The sequence below is a fragment of the Nocardia sp. NPDC019323 genome, from assembly GCF_044389845.1.
Taxonomy (GTDB): Bacteria; Actinomycetota; Actinomycetes; order Mycobacteriales; family Mycobacteriaceae; genus Nocardia; species Nocardia implantans.
The window spans coordinates 265803-278604 of the sequence record NZ_JBIRYN010000006.1 but is presented as its reverse complement, the minus strand read 5'-3'; the positions used below and the strand labels follow the sequence as shown (position 1 = coordinate 278604).

Genomic DNA, 12802 nt, shown 5'->3' with positions numbered 1-12802 from the left:
GCGGCGGGCGCCGATAGCTGTGCAATAGCCACAGTAGCCCTCGGTAATCAGCAGGGCATCGACTCGACCGACCGGGCGCGCGGAGCCGGAATAGCCGTCTCCGGGCGTGTGTTGGGTCGGGACATGGCATTCGACAGTCTCGGACGGTTCGGAGTGTGGCGGGCGTACAACGGGTTCAGCCCGCAAGACGCACGGGAATTGGAGCAGCTGGGGTACGGCGCGCTCTGGTTGGGGGCCTCGCCTCCCGCGGATCTGGCGACGGTCGAACCGCTGCTCGATGCGACCGAGACCATCACCGTAGCCACCAGCATCGTGAACATCTGGGCGTCGCCGGCGAAGGAAGCCGCCGACTCGTTCCATCGAATCGAGGCCCGCTTCCCCGGCCGCTTCCTGCTCGGCATCGGCGCCGGACACCCGGAGCACACCGGTGAATACCGCAAGCCGTACGACGCGCTGGTGGAGTATCTCGACGAGCTCGACGCCGCGGGAGTGCCCGTAGAACGGCGCGCGGTGGCCGCGCTCGGGCCGCGCGTGCTGAAGCTGGCCGCCGAGCGGTCGCTGGGCGCGTTGCCCTACTTCGTGCCCGCTGCGCATACCGGGAAGGCGCGCGAGATCGTCGGCCCGGACGCTCTGCTGGCGACCGAGCACAAGGTGGTGCTGACCGACGACACCCGCACCGCGCACGCCGTCGCGGATCAGACGGTCGCGTTCTACGTCGGCCTCACCAACTACGCGTCGAACCTGCGCCGATTCGGTTTCACCGACGCCGACCTCACCGTGCCGCCGAGCGAGGCGCTGTTCGATGCCGTCATCGCGCACGGCACGCCGGAGCGGATCGCCGCGCAGCTGTCCGCGCACGCCGACGCGGGCGCCGACCACGTCGCGGTGCAGATCCTCGGCGACAACTACCTGCCCGCGTTGCGCACCCTGGCCCCGCTGCTGACGGCGCGATCCTGACCACCCATGTTCTTCTCCGGCCCCCGGCGCAGCGTCGGGGGCCGGTTCGCGTTTCCGGGTGATCGTCCTAAGGGACTGTTAGGAAGCCGCGAGAGCCATTCCGCGCTCGTGTGACTGCCGACACACTGATCTGCGACGACGTGATGAGGCGTCGGAGAAGGAGATGTTGTGACTACGACACAGCCCGTCGGCGAGCGCCGGGTGGTCGCGAACGTGCTGCGCGGATCCATCGGCAACCTCGTCGAGTGGTACGACTGGTACGTCTACGCCGCGTTCAGCGTGTACTTCGCCAAGACGTTCTTCCCCAAGGACGATCCCACCGCGCAGCTTTTGTCCACCGCCGCCGTGTTCGCGGTCGGCTTCCTGATGCGCCCGATCGGCGGCTGGGCGCTGGGCCGCTACGCCGACCGGTTCGGCAGGCGCTCGGCGCTGACCTTGTCGGTGACGGTGATGGCGGCCGGATCGCTGATGATCGCGGCGACGCCGGGCTATCAGACCATCGGCCTGGCCGCGCCCGCCCTGCTGCTGGTGGCCCGGCTGCTGCAAGGTCTGTCGGTGGGCGGTGAGTACGCCACCAGTGCGACGTATCTGTCCGAGGTGGCCTCGGCGGGCAGGCGCGGGTTCTACTCGAGCTTCCAATACGTGACGCTGGTGGCCGGCCAGCTCGTCGCGCTCGGGGTGCAGATCGTGCTGCAACAGTTCCTCGACGCCGACCAGATGAACGCCTGGGGCTGGCGGATTCCGTTCGTGATCGGCGCGGCGGGCGCCCTGATCGTGATGTGGTTGCGGCGCGGCATGGACGAGTCCGAGCAGTTCCGCGCCGAATCCGGGCAGCAAGCGGCGAAGGGCGCGCCCACCGCCGCGGCCCGATCGCGTGGCTCGTTGCGCATCCTGTTGCAGTACCCGCGCGAATGCCTGCTGGTCGTCGGCTTGACGCTGGGCGGAACGGTCGCGTTCTACACCTACACGACCTACATGCAGAAGTTCATGATCAACACCTCCGGCATCTCCAAGTCGACCGTGGCGTGGATCAACTTCATCGCGCTGTTGGTCTTCGTGGTGCTGCAACCGCTGGCGGGCGCGCTGTCGGACCGGGTGGGCCGGCGCAAGCTGCTGATCTTCTTCGGCGTGGCAGGCACCTTGCTGACCGTGCCGATCATGACGGTGCTCGCGCACACCACCGATCCGGTCGCCGCGTGGGGCCTGATGATGGCGGCGCTGGTGATCATCACCGGATACACCTCGATCAACGCGATCGTGAAGGCAGAGCTGTTCCCGACGCGAATCCGCGCGCTCGGCGTGGGGCTGCCCTATGCGCTGACCGTCGCCATCTTCGGCGGCACCGCCGAGACGATCGCGCTGGCGCTGAAGAAGGGCGGCCACGAGTCGCTGTACTTCTGGTACGTCGCGGGCTGCATCGCGGTCTCGCTGATCACCTACTACTTCATGCGGGAGACCTCGGCCTCGTCGGCGATCGACGCGGCCGAGCCCACCGCGAGCGCCGACACCGGGCCCGGCGCCGCGGCCGAGCCGGGACGGCCGATGGTCACCGTGCGTGACTGACCGACCGGCACACGCGCCGGTCCGCCCACTGTGGGAGGATCGGCGCGTGCGGCTTGCGGTGGTCGAGGACGACGACGGCGTGGGAGACGCGCTGGTCGAGGCGCTCAACGCCCGCGGTTACCGCGCCGAACGCAAGTGCCGCGGCGCGGATCTGCTGATCGCGCATCGCGACTACGACGCGGTGATCCTCGACCTCGGACTGCCCGACGGCGACGGTCTGCAGGTGCTGCGCAGGCTGCGCGAGGTGAGTTCGGTTCCGGTGCTGATCCTGACCGCGCGCAGCGACGAACGCTCGATCGTGCGCGGTCTGCGCGGCGGCGCCGACGACTATCTGGTGAAGCCACCGCGCATCGCGGAACTCGTCGCGCGGTTGGAGACGGTCACCAGGCGCGCGGCCGCGGCGGCGCGGCCGGAGCGATCGGTGGTCGTCACCGGTGACGTGCGGGTCGATCTCGGCGCGCGCGTGGTGGAGGTGGCAGGCGAGCCGGTGTCGCTGACGCAGAAGGAATTCGAACTGGTCGAGGCGCTGGTGGAACGGCCGGGGGCCGCGGTGAGCCGTCAGCAGTTGATGGATCGCATCTGGGGTGACGCCTTCGTCGCGGTCTCGCGTTCGCTGGACGTGCACATGACCGGCTTGCGGGCGAAGCTCGGCAGGCCCGGCCTGATCACCACCATCCGCGGGTACGGGTACCGGTGGGGGCAATGAGCGCGGCCCGGCGGGCCGGAGGTGCGTCGTGCGGCGTCGCTTGCTGGTCGCGCTGACGCTGTTCGCGGCCATCGCGGTGCTGGGGTTCGCGGTGCCGCTGTCGCTGACCGTCGCCACCAGCCGCACCCAGCAGTTGGTGCTCGCGCGCTCCGGGGACGCCGATCGTTTCGCCACCCTCGCCGACGACGCGGTCACCGCGGGGGACTACCGCGCGCTGGCCGACGAGGTGCAGCGCTATCACGAGCTGTACGGGGAGAACGTGCTCGTGGTCGACGCCAAGGGCGCGACGGCGGTGAACGCGGGCGCGGACGTCGATCATCCCGCCATCGAGGCGGCGGTGGCGGCCGCGCGCCGCAACCAGCGTCCGCACGCGGTGGACAAGCTGACGCCGTGGGGCGCGCCGACCATGCTGGTGGCGCGGCCGGTCGGCACCGGAGTGCAGGTGAACGGAGCCGTGGTGATCGAGGCGTCGACGGCCCGCGCCCGCGCTGACATCGGGCGGGCCTGGCTGGTGATCGTGCTCGGCGGCGCGGTCGCGATGGCAGTGTTCGTGCTGCTCGCCGTGACGATCGGCCGCTGGGTGCTGCGGCCGCTCGCGGCGCTGTCGCACGGTGTGGCCGAGTTGACCGCGACGTTGCCCAAGCCGCGCGCCGACACCGTCGCGCCGGTGTCGATCGCGGGCCGCTACGGCGGACCGCCGGAGATGCGGGCGCTGGCGGAGTCCTTCGACGCCATGGCGCTGGCCGTGGCCGATTCGGCGGACGCGCAACGTCAGCTGGTCGCCGACACCGCGCACGCGATGCGCAATCCGCTGGCCGCTCTGACCATCCGCCTCGATTCCCTGGAATCCGCGATCCCGGCCGGCGCGGCGGAGACCTTCCGCAGCGCGGGCGCCGAGGTCGAGCGGCTCACCGCGCTGCTCGACGGACTGCTCAGCCTGGCTGTCGCCGAGACGCCCGCGGCCTTCGACGTCGCCCGCACCGCCGAGGACGACAACCAGTGCGACGCCGCGCAGGTGGTCGCCGACCGTTTCGACGCCTGGTACTCGGCGTTCGAGGCGGCCGGACAGCAATTGCGGATGGCGCCCGTGGCCGGGCACGCCGAGGTCGCGGTCCCGGCGGAGGTGCTCGCGCAGATTCTGGACGTGCCGCTGAGCAACGCGACGCGCTACGCGGGCGCGGGCGCGCACGTCGATCTGGTCGTCGCGACCGAGCCGGGCTGGGTCACCGTGGCCGTCCGCGATGACGGCAGCGGTGTTCCCACCGCCGAACTCGACAAGCTGACCACCCGCTTCTTCCGGGGTTCGGCTGCGCGGGCCGGTGGCTCCGGGCTCGGTTTGCCGATCGCCGCGGCGTTGGCTCAGGCACGCGGCGGCGCGCTCACCGTGGCGGCGGTGCGTCCGCACGGTCTGGCGGTCTCGGTGCGCCTGCCAGCGGCGGAGGCACTCTGATGGGCAGGCAGCCGATCGTCGGGCGCGGCATGGGCCGGCGCGGTTTCCTAGCCTTGGCCGTGGCGGCGGGTATCGCGGGTTGTGGGCCGGGCGGCGGGGGCGCCACCGTGCGACTGGCGTCCGGCGAGGTCGGCGGCTTCTATCACGCCTTCGCGGGACTGCTCGGCCTGGCCGCCGCCGATACCGCGGACGTGCGGATCGAGCGGGTGATCACCTCGGGTTCACAGGACAACCTGGCGTTGCTGGCGCGCGGCGCGGTCGATGCCGCGCTGGCACTCGCGGATTCGGTGCGCGACAGCGCGGGCGAGGTGTTCGCGCTGGGCCGGGTGTACGAGAACTACCTGCAGTTGGTCGTGCGCGCGGACAGTCCGATCGGTTCGGTCGCGGATCTGCGCGGAACGCGGGTGAGCCTGGGCGCGCAGGGATCGGGCGCGGCGTTGACCGGCGAGCGCATACTGCGCGTCGCGGGGCTCGACCCGAGCGCCGACGTCACGATCACCCATCGTCCCTTGGCGCAGGCGGTGGCCGCCCTGACCGCGGGCGAGGCGGATGCGCTGTTGTGGGCGGGCGGCGTGCCGACGGCGCGGCTCGCGATTCCGAGCCGGATGCGCCTGGTGGACATGGGTGAACTGGCCGCGCCGATGCGGGAGCGCTTCGGGCCGGTGTACGACCGGGTCGCGATACCCGCCGACGCCTATCCGGGCGGGGTCTCGGTGCACACCATCGGGGTGGCGAACCTGCTGCTCGCCGCGGGCAGCATGTCCGAGGAGGTGGCCGCCGCCATCGTGGAACTACTCGTGTGGCATGCCGACGCGCTGGTGCCCACCGAGGCGGCGGGCACCCAGTTCCTCGACGGCCGTTCGCTGATCAGCACCGGCCCGATTCCGCTGCATCCCGGCGCGGCCGCGGTCTATCGCCGCTGGCACGGATAGGTGGTCAGGAGCGGACCAGGCGGGCGATGGCGTCGGTGGCTTCCTTGATCTTGGCCTCGGCTTCGGGGCCGCCCGCGACCGCCGCGTCCACCACGCAGTGGCTGATGTGGTCCTCGAGCAGGCCCATCGCCACCGCTTGCAACGCTTTGGTCATGGCGGAGACCTGGGTGAGGATGTCGATGCAGTACTTCTCCTCCTCGACCATCCGCTGCAGACCGCGCGCCTGGCCCTCGATGCGCCGCAGCCGCTTGAGGTAGTCGTCCTTGGCGGTGATGTAGCCGTGCCCGGCGTGGTCGGCCGCCGTGTTGTCGTGGGGGGAAGCTGCCACCGATGTCTCCTCGCTGCCTGCCGGTCGCCGGAACCGGTTCAATACCCCCCTAGGGTACATCTCGCGCGGGGTCTTGTCAGATCGTGGGCGATCCGCCGCGACGGTCCGTAGTCGGCCATGCGTCGCCGGAAAGCAGGGTAACGCGGATCCCGGCGCGCGACGGCCATCGCGGGACGAGACAATTGGGGTATGAGTTCGCACCCCCGGCCCGCGCTCGCCGTCATCGGCGGCAGCGGCTTCTACGATTTCTTCGACAACGAGGCGACCATCGTCGAGGTCGAGACCCCCTATGGCGCACCGAGCGCGGGCATCGCCGTCGGAGAGGTGGAAGGGCGGCCGGTGGCGTTCCTGCCTCGCCACGGCAAGAACCACGAATTCGCGCCGCATACCTTGCCCTACCGGGCCAACCTCTGGGCGCTGCGCTCGCTGGGCGTGCGCCGGATCTTCGCGCCCTGCGCCGTCGGCAGCCTGCGCGCGGACTGGGGGCCCGGCACGGTCGCGGTGCCGGATCAGCTGGTCGACCGGACCTCCGGCCGTCCGCAAACCTACTTCGACGGCGGCGGCATCCACGTGTCCTTCGCCGACCCGTATTGCGAGGAACTGCGCGCCGCCGCCATCAAGGCCCAGTCCGACGAACTGCACATGATGCACGCAGGCACGATGGTCGTCGTCGAGGGCCCGCGCTTTTCCACCCGCGCCGAGAGCCGGTGGTTCGCCGCGCAAGGCTGGGAGCTGGTGAACATGACCGGTCACCCGGAGGCGGTGCTCGCTCGCGAACTCGAGATGTGCTACGCCGCCGTCGCGCTCGTCACGGATCTGGACGCAGGTCTGGAGGAGGGCGATGGAGTGCGAGCCGTCGACGTCTTCGCCGAGTTCAAACGCAACTTGACGCCCTTCAAAGAGCTCATCCGCCGCGCGGTGGCCGCGGTGGACGGCACCGACACCTGCGACCGGTGCCGAGTCCACGCGGGAGTGTCGCTGCCGTTCGAGCTGCCCTGAGTCCTATCCGAGGGCCGGCCACCGCAGCGGGAGCCCGCTGCGGTGAAGCCCGCCGAGCTCGCTGACGCCCGGCGTTCCCGCGCGGACCGCGGAAAGGGGGAACGACCGCGCCGGGCACGGCCGAGTAGGCGGCGACCGACTGATCCGAACTCGGATGGCCGGATGTCGCTCAGCTCGGCCGCGGCGCGAACGCGTCGGCGTGAGCCGTCGCCCACTGCTCGAAAGTCCGCGGAGGTCGGCCGGTCACCTGCTCGACGGTCGGATAGAGCGTCGCCTCGTCCAACGTGCCCTCGACGAAAAAGCTGAGAAACGCGTCCACGTACTCCCGCGGCATGGTGGCCGCCAACTCGGCCTCGGTCTCCTGGTCGTCGAGCTCATGCGCCACCAGCGGCCGGTTCAGCACCGCGGCGAGTACCGCGACCTGCTCCGCCGGTCGCAGTGCCTGCGGGCCGGTGAGTTCGAGCACTCGCCCTTCCAGCCCGTCCCGGGTGAGCGCGGCGGCCGCGACCGCCGCGATGTCGGCGGGGTCGATCGCGCCGACCCGGACACCGGGGAATTGCACACGGACGACGTCGCCCGCGGCGAGCTGCGGCAACCAGCGCAGCGCGTTCGACATGAACGACCGCGGCCGCAGGAAAGTCCAGCTCAGCTCGGATGCGCGCACTGCGTCCTCGGACAGCGTCATGTAGCGCGAGACGGCGTTGTCCATGTCGCGCAGCGCGGCGGAGCCGCCGGAGAGCAGCGCGACCCGGCGGACCCCAGCCTTGTTCGCGAGGTTCAGCAGCCCCGGCAAGTCGTTGTAGCCGGGGAGCAGGAACATGCCGTCCACGCCGTCGAGCGCGTCGGCCAGCGTCTCCGGGCGGTTCAGATCACCGGTGACGGGCTCGGCGCCGGGTGGGAGCACCGCCTTGGCCGGATCGCGCACCAGCGCCCGCACCTGCTCGCCCGATCCGCTGAGGGTCCGTACCAGTTCCGCGCCGACGTTGCCGGTGGCGCCGGTTACCAAGATCATTTCTTCTCCGTGTTCGATTTGCCGCGACTGCGTCGCGGCGTGTTCGCGGCCCCTTTGTGGCTCGCGTGTGCGCGACCGCCGCTTGCTCCTTCGTCGCCTACGCGGCGGCCGCGCACACGCGAGCCGGGCCGCGAACGGCGGATGCTCGGTCTCGCTTCGCTCGAAAGACGTGGTTGCGGTGCGCTGGGCGCGTTGGTAGCGGAACTCAGCACCAGGCGCGCAGTGGAGGTGGACGGTGTGCGGCTTGCCACGGCGGTCGCTTGCCCCTTCGTCGCTTACGCGGCGGTCGCCCGGACGCGAGCCCGGCCGCGAACGGCGGATGCTGTTGCGTGTAGGCCATGCCTTCCGTCTTCAGTGCTTGCCGTCCATTGTTGTTTCGGCAGGCCTGGATTCGAGATTGTGACGTCGGATCGGATCGCGGTGACGCGAACGGGTTGTCTTGTAGGGCTCAGAGTATCCGGGGCTCTCAGGTCGGGCACTCCTCAACGGCGGGAAGTCGTCGCTGAGTTTCCCGATGCTGCGGAGCGTGCCGGTACGCGGTTGCCGTCAGGTCCCGAGTTAGGCTCGCGCGGTGGAAACCCCGTTGCGGCTCGAGGTCATCGTGGCCAGTGTGCGTCCGGAGCGGTTCGCGCCGGTGGTCGCGGAATGGTTCCTGCGTACCGTGCGTGCCCGGACCGAATTCGACACGGGTGTCATAGATCTCGCGCACACGCCGTTGCCGGTCGAACTCACCGAGAACGACGAGACCGCCGCCTATCGCGCGCGATTGCGGGACGCCGACGCGTTCGTCGTCGTCACCTCGGAGTACAACCACGGCTATCCGGCGTCGCTGAAGACGGCTTTCGACACCGCGAAGCACGAATGGCGCGCCAAACCCATCGCCTTCGTCTCCTATGGCGGTCTTTCCGGTGGTTTGCGTGCGGTGGAGCAGTTGCGCCAAGTGGTCGCCGAGATCCATATGGTGTCGGTTCGTGAAACGGTCAGCTTCCATCAGGCGAAGAAGCGCTTCGACGAGACGGGCGAGACCCGCGACGGCGCCGCCATCGACGCGGCGGAACGCATGCTGCGTCAATTGGCCTGGTGGGCACGTACTTTGCGAACCGCGAGGACGACCGATCCATATCCCGGCTAGCTCCGCTTGGGCGCCGGACGGGTGGGTGGGCGGTGTCGACGGCCTCGCCGGGATCGGCCTCGGTGTCAGGACGACCTGCGCGCTTCTGATGCTCAGCACCACGTGGCCACCGATTGCGCAGGCTTCGCTCTCGGGGCCAGCGAGCCGATGTCGAAATCGACGTGACTCAGCGGCTGCGCTACTGCGGTTGCATCGCCCGTCGGCCGCGCGGCTGGCCGATGTAGGTGGCCTCACTGGGAATAGATACCAGCGTGAGGTCGACCTGCGCCGTGCCGGTGCGCAGCACCACGTGGTTGCCGATCGCGCCTGGCTGGTGGATGGCCAGGTCGGGACGGCTGGCGGGCCAGCCCATCGGATCACCCGTGACGTAGATGGTGGTGACGCCGGCGTGCGGGGCCGGTGCGAGCACCCCGTCCACGACCGTCGCGGTGAAACCCGCGTCGGACTGGTGGGTTTCGACCGCGATGGTCAAGCGCTCCGGATTGCCGATGGTGGTGACGAGGTTCTCCCAGGCCCGTGCCCGGTCGGTACGGATGAGGATCCGTTCGCCGACCGCGAGCGCCCGGAAGACCAGTTGCTGCGCCAGATACAGCTCGCCGGCGACGTACACCGTGGATATGCCCGCGCCGACGATGCGGACCGCAACGCCGTTGCCTTCGTCGTCCGAGCCGATCAGCTGGCCGCAGCCGGAGGAAGGTAGGTGCAGATCGTCGACGACATCGATCAGGTGCTCGATCATCGGGACGGTGTCGTCCACGCCGGGAACGGCCAGCGGCAGATGGGCCAGCAGCCCGTCGCGGTGGCGTCCGTTCATCGAGATCATGCCAGGCAGCTCGGACCGCTCCGGCAATTCGCGTGCGGTCAGCCGCCAAGCCGCGCCGATGCTCACCGTGTCGGCGGAACTACCGGGGCGCAGCCGCACCGCCACCGTGGTTCCGCGCGACGGCGCCACCCAGAGCTGGGCGAGCAGGTCGGATTCGAGTCGCTTGGGATCGATCGCGCTGCCGATGTTCACGCTGTTGCCGATTTCGGCGTAACGCCAGCTGTGTTCGAGCGTGCGCGGATCGTAGCCGCCGGTGATCTGCAGGACCGCCTTGCGGATCTCCGGCGCGGTGAGGATGCGGGCGTTGCAATCGGCGTCCTCGAGCGTGCGCATGATGCGCTGGGTGGCGATGGTGACCGCGCGCGACGCTCCTTCCGCGCCACCGCCGCGCCGCGCCGCCGCCTCCGGGCAGGCCACCGCGTCGAAGCTGATCGCCAGCCACACCGTGCGGTGCGCGGTGGCGGGCAGCGGGCCGAGCAACGATTCGTAGATCTTGCCCGCGGGAGTGCCGGAACGGCTGCGATGCCCGTGGCTGATGATGTCGATGCCGCTGAGCAGGATGTCGTGCTGGTTCAGGCCTTTCGCCAGCTCGGCCAGCGGGAGCAGATGCGAGGCGTGCACCGTGGTGCGGGCGATCCTGGTCAGCCCGCCGGGCGGGGGCAGCACCTCGACCACCGTCACCACGCGGCTGCCGTCCCAGTAGAGGCCGAGCGAACGTCCGTCGGCGCCGCGGAAGTCGACGGTGTCGCCGAGTTCGTAGTCACGATGCGTGAGGTAGCGCCACCAGGTGGCGGCCCAGTCCAGCAAAGTGCGTCCGGCGACGGGGATCAGTGGAATCAGCGCGACGACCACCGCCACGCCGAGCGCGAGAAGTCCCGGGAGGCCGGCCAACAGCGCGACGACTCCGACGGTCAGCCCGATGAGCTGGGCGATCAGCAGGTTCTGCATCGAGATGCGCCCGAGCAGCGGTCGTGGTCCCGCGCCTGCCGGTTCCGCCATCGTCGTCCCCCAAGTACCCGATATCGGCCGGTTCGCCGCGGCCGAGCTGAACAAGAGTCCCCGGGAACTGTACTGTGTTCGGCGAACGTGAGCACTGTTCGGGGGAGGAATAATGCCTTCAAAACCCACCACTCGCTGGCAGGTCAGCGGCTACCGCTTTCTGGTCCGGCGGATGGAGCACGCCCTGGTGCGCCGGGATGTGCGAATGCTGCACGACCCCATGCGTTCCCAGTCCCGCGCATACGCGGCCGGTCTGATCCTGGCGTGTGTGGCACTGGCCGGTTGCGGTGTGCTCGCGTTGCTGCGGCCGCAGGGCAAGATCGGCGACGACAACAAGATCCTGATCGGCAAGGACTCCGGCGCCGTCTACGTGGTGATCGACGACGTGGTGCACCCGGCCCTCAACCTCGCCTCCGCCCGCCTTGCCGCGGGTGAGGCCGCCAAGCCCGCCACCGTGAAGGAATCCGAGCTCGGAAAGAAGCCCCGCGGCCAATTGATCGGCATCCCAGGCGCTCCCGCCTCGCTGCCCCTCGACAAGGAGGGCAAGGGGCGCGCTTGGACGGTGTGTGATTCGTTGAAGACCGACGGCACCGATGACCGCAGCACCTCCGTTCTCGTCGGCGATCTGGAACTCGGCGACAAGGCGGCGGCGATGGGCAAGGACAAGGCGCTGCTGGTGAAGGGTAAGGAAGCGACCTACCTCATCTGGAACAAGACGCGCGCTCGCGTGGATATGAACGAACCGGCGGTCACCGGACCGTTGGGAATCCGTGGCATGACGCCGCGCCCGATCAGTGAAGGCTTGCTGAACGCGATCCCGGAGGTGGACGCGATCGTGCCGCCGAAGATCGATGATCCGGGTGGGCAGCCGTCCGGCTACTCGATCAACGGCCTGCGGATCGGCACCGTCGTGCAGATGACCGGCAAGTCGAACCAGAACTTCGTCATCCTGCACGACGGCTTGCAGCCCATCAGTGCATTCACAGCCGAAGTCATCCGCAGTTCCCAACGCAACCCGGATCACGGCACCGCCATCGGAGACTACGAGGCAAACAATGCGCCGCCTTCGAAAGCGCTGAAGGTCGACTCCTACCCCGATGTCGCACCGACCGTGATCGAGCCCAAGGCGCGACCGGTGAGCTGCTTGTCCTGGAAGCCCATCCCGGGAGTCGCGGGCAATGCCGACGTTGCCCTGCGTGCGGAACTCACTGTCATCGATGGCAGCGACCTGCCGATGTCCAGCAGCGCCAAGCTGGTTCCGCTCGCCCAAGCCGATGGCAAGGGAGACAAGGTGGACTCCGTGTACTTCAAACCGGGCTCCGGCGCGTTTGTCCAGAGCACCGGCATCGAACCGGACAGCCGCCGTAAGGACAGTATGTTCTACATCGCCGACACCGGTGTCCGCTTCGGCATCAAGGACGTCGAGGCCGCGAAAGCACTCGGCATGGACAAGGAATCGGACGTGACGCCGGAACCCGCCCCCTGGCCGATCGTCGGTCTGCTCGCAAGCGGCCCCACCCTGAGCCGCGAGGCCGCCATGATCGCCCACGACGGCGTCGCTCCGGATTCCGCCCCCGCAAAGCAGCCGGTGGCCTCGGCGAAATGATCGACTGGCGGATGCCGACACCTCCACCAGGCGTGTGACACAGGTTTCCTATCGAATTTCGTTCGACGGGAACCGGAGTCGCTCATGTGCCGTCCAATCCCTCCGACGGACAAGAATCGCCATTCGTGTTCGTCGCCGTAGCCGCGCAGCAGCTGCTGGACGGCGGATCTGGGAAGGGTTTCGCATGAATAGAAGAGTTTCGGCACTGGCGTCATTCGCTGCATCAGTTGCCATTGTCGGAGGAGTCTGCGCGCTCAATGCAGGGCAGGCGTACGCGGACCCGATTGCCAAGTAC

Annotated in this window: 11 protein-coding genes; 8 read left to right on the top strand and 3 right to left on the bottom strand. The window is 69.4% G+C overall.

The genetic code is table 11. The features are described 5' to 3' along the window. The first annotated feature begins 123 nt into the window (after positions 1-123). The 5 genes from ACH49X_RS23400 (at position 124) to ACH49X_RS23380 (ending at position 5608) form a co-directional block, all read left to right on the top strand. The gene (locus ACH49X_RS23400; RefSeq protein WP_195080414.1) at positions 124-957 is read left to right on the top strand and encodes an LLM class F420-dependent oxidoreductase; all 834 of its coding nucleotides are present in this window, start codon (positions 124-126) and stop codon (positions 955-957) included. Between the two features lie 168 nt (positions 958-1125). Further along, positions 1126-2520, top strand: coding sequence for an MFS transporter (locus tag ACH49X_RS23395; RefSeq protein WP_357207648.1), 1395 nt, complete (start codon positions 1126-1128; stop codon positions 2518-2520). A 46-nt stretch (positions 2521-2566) separates the two neighbouring features. After that, positions 2567-3226: a response regulator transcription factor gene (locus ACH49X_RS23390; RefSeq protein ID WP_357207645.1), complete on the top strand. Its 660-nt coding sequence runs from the start codon at positions 2567-2569 to the stop codon at positions 3224-3226. Between the two features lie 28 nt (positions 3227-3254). Next, positions 3255-4676: a HAMP domain-containing sensor histidine kinase gene (locus ACH49X_RS23385; RefSeq protein WP_357207643.1), complete on the top strand. Its 1422-nt coding sequence runs from the start codon at positions 3255-3257 to the stop codon at positions 4674-4676. Further along, positions 4676-5608 carry a TAXI family TRAP transporter solute-binding subunit gene (locus ACH49X_RS23380; protein ID WP_195080418.1) on the top strand — a complete coding sequence of 311 codons (933 nt, stop codon included), beginning with the start codon at positions 4676-4678 and terminating at the stop codon, positions 5606-5608. The genes ACH49X_RS23385 and ACH49X_RS23380 overlap by 1 nt, the downstream gene beginning before the upstream one ends. 4 nt (positions 5609-5612) lie before the next feature. On the opposite strand, the gene ACH49X_RS23375 is transcribed toward ACH49X_RS23380, so the two are convergent. Further along, positions 5613-5936, bottom strand: coding sequence for a metal-sensitive transcriptional regulator (locus ACH49X_RS23375; protein WP_195080419.1), 324 nt, complete (start codon positions 5934-5936; stop codon positions 5613-5615). A gap of 189 nt (positions 5937-6125) precedes the next feature. Here ACH49X_RS23375 and ACH49X_RS23370 point away from each other — a divergent pair, with 189 nt between their 5' ends. Further along, positions 6126-6935, top strand: a complete 810-nt coding sequence (locus ACH49X_RS23370) for an S-methyl-5'-thioadenosine phosphorylase (protein ID WP_195080420.1) — start codon at positions 6126-6128, stop codon at positions 6933-6935. A 169-nt stretch (positions 6936-7104) separates the two neighbouring features. On the opposite strand, the gene ACH49X_RS23365 is transcribed toward ACH49X_RS23370, so the two are convergent. Then, on the bottom strand, positions 7105-7947 hold the full coding sequence (locus ACH49X_RS23365) for an NAD(P)H-binding protein (RefSeq protein WP_195080421.1): 843 nt from the start codon (positions 7945-7947) through the stop codon (positions 7105-7107). 571 nt (positions 7948-8518) lie between these two features. On the opposite strand from ACH49X_RS23365, the gene ACH49X_RS23360 reads away from it, so the two are divergent. Next, positions 8519-9079 (top strand): NAD(P)H-dependent oxidoreductase, encoded by a 561-nt coding sequence (locus ACH49X_RS23360; RefSeq protein WP_357208721.1) that lies wholly within the window; start codon positions 8519-8521, stop codon positions 9077-9079. Between the two features lie 178 nt (positions 9080-9257). Here ACH49X_RS23360 and eccE read toward each other — a convergent pair whose 3' ends face one another. After that, positions 9258-10901, bottom strand: a complete 1644-nt coding sequence (gene eccE / locus ACH49X_RS23355) for a type VII secretion protein EccE (RefSeq protein WP_357208722.1) — start codon at positions 10899-10901, stop codon at positions 9258-9260. 112 nt (positions 10902-11013) lie between these two features. Between eccE and eccB the strand changes: the two genes are divergently transcribed. Further along, positions 11014-12507, top strand: coding sequence for a type VII secretion protein EccB (gene eccB / locus ACH49X_RS23350; RefSeq protein ID WP_195080424.1), 1494 nt, complete (start codon positions 11014-11016; stop codon positions 12505-12507). Positions 12508-12802 lie beyond the last annotated feature (295 nt).

Bases quoted from the DNA above. Each gene is read 5' to 3' on its own strand.
- ACH49X_RS23400 (WP_195080414.1), top strand. From the start codon at position 124: ATGGCATTCGACAGTCTCGGACGGTTCGGAGTGTGGCGGGCGTACAAC.
- ACH49X_RS23380 (WP_195080418.1), top strand. From the start codon at position 4,676: ATGGGCAGGCAGCCGATCGTCGGGCGCGGCATGGGCCGGCGCGGTTTC.
- ACH49X_RS23370 (WP_195080420.1), top strand. From the start codon at position 6,126: ATGAGTTCGCACCCCCGGCCCGCGCTCGCCGTCATCGGCGGCAGCGGC.
- ACH49X_RS23365 (WP_195080421.1), bottom strand. From the start codon at position 7,947: ATGATCTTGGTAACCGGCGCCACCGGCAACGTCGGCGCGGAACTGGTA.
- eccE (WP_357208722.1), bottom strand. From the start codon at position 10,901: ATGGCGGAACCGGCAGGCGCGGGACCACGACCGCTGCTCGGGCGCATC.
- eccB (WP_195080424.1), top strand. From the start codon at position 11,014: ATGCCTTCAAAACCCACCACTCGCTGGCAGGTCAGCGGCTACCGCTTT.